The organism is Cellulomonas fimi (assembly GCF_028527925.1).
Classification (GTDB): Bacteria; Actinomycetota; Actinomycetes; order Actinomycetales; family Cellulomonadaceae; genus Cellulomonas; species Cellulomonas fimi_C.
In genome coordinates, this window is sequence record NZ_JAPESW010000111.1 from 1 (window position 1) to 1400 (window position 1400).

1 protein-coding gene is annotated in these 1400 nt (G+C 75.5%); it reads left to right on the forward strand.

Annotated features, from left to right (window positions below; all coding sequences use genetic code 11):
• The first annotated feature begins 121 nt into the window (after positions 1–121).
• Entirely contained in the window at positions 122–1210 is a 1089-nt protein-coding gene (locus tag OMK64_RS19960) for a Gfo/Idh/MocA family protein (protein ID WP_272730098.1), read from the forward strand.
• Positions 1211–1400 lie beyond the last annotated feature (190 nt).

Consider the following 1400-nt stretch of genomic DNA (forward strand, 5'->3'; position numbering starts at 1 on the left):
TCTCGGGGGTTCGGAGATGTGTATAGGAGGCAGGGCGGCAGGGGCGGGTGGCTGGTGCGTGCGCGTCGGGGGCCGCGTGCGGTTAGCCTCGGGCGGTCCGGGTCGACGGAGAGGCGGGCGCATGGGCAACGGTGGACCGGTCACGTTCGGGGTCGTCGGCAGCGGCTGGCGCGCGGAGTTCTTCCTCCGCGCGGCGCGCCAGATGCCGGACAGGTTCCGGTGCGTCGGGGTGGTGACGCGCACCGCCGAGCGCGGTGCGGAGGTCGAGCGGACGTGGCAGGTGCCGACCGTCCGCACGATCCCCGAGCTCGTCGCCGACCGGCCCGACTTCGTCGTCGTCTCCGTGCCGTGGCCCGTCACCCCCGAGGCGACGCGCGAGCTCGTCGGGCTGGGTGTGCCCGTGCTCGCCGAGACCCCGCCCGCGCCTGACGCCGACGGCCTGCGCGCGCTGTGGGCCGACGTCGGCGCGTCGGGGCTCGTGCAGGTCGCCGAGCACAGCCCGTCGATGCCGCAGCACCAGGCCCGGATCGCGCTCGTCGACGAGGGCCTGCTGGGCACGCCGACGAGCGTGCAGATCTCGTCGACGCACCTGTACCACGCGGTCGGCCTCGCCCGGCGGCTCCTCAAGGCCGGCCGCGGCGAGGTCGACGTGCACGCGGTCTCGACGACCGCGCCGCTGCTCGACCCGAAGAGCCGCGACGGCTGGACCGGCGAGACGCAGCCGCAGGACCGCTGGTCGATCCTCGCGACGCTCGACTTCGGCGGCGGGCGCACCGCGCTGTACGACTTCACCGAGAACCAGTGGCACAACCCGCTGCGCACCAACCGGATCGTCGTGCGCGGGTCGCACGGCGAGCTCGTCGACGACCGCCTCACGCGGTGGGTCGACGAGCGGACCGTCGTGACGTCGTCGCTGGTCCGCCGCATGTCCGGCGTCGAGCAGGACCTCGACGGCTTCGACCTCGAGCACGTGAGCCTCGACGGGCGCGTCCTGTACCGGAACCCGTTCGACGGCGCCCGGCTCGCCGACGACGACGTCGCCGCCGCGACCCTGCTCGCCGGCACGGGCGCGTGGGTGCGGGGCGACGGCCCGCCGCCGTACCCGCTCGCCGACGGCTGCCAGGACCACCTGCTCGGCCTCGCGATCGAGGAGTCGGCACGCACCGGTCGCACCGTCCGCACGGCCTGGGAGGCATGGGCGGACGCGTGACGGACGACGCGGCGGCTGCGGAGGACGGGCCGGTGGGGAGCGGCCGCACGACGGCCGGACGAGTGGCAGCCCTCGTCGTCGGGTGGCCTCCGCGCGAGTGCGCGGTCGCCGGCGCGGGCTCGTGCGTCACACCGTCGCCGTTGCGACCGGGCACCTAGTCGCGGACGACGCCCGCCTCGACGGCGACGAT

Coding starts and splice junctions, on each gene's coding strand:
- OMK64_RS19960 (WP_272730098.1), top strand. CDS start 122: ATGGGCAACGGTGGACCGGTCACGTTCGGGGTCGTCGGCAGCGGCTGG.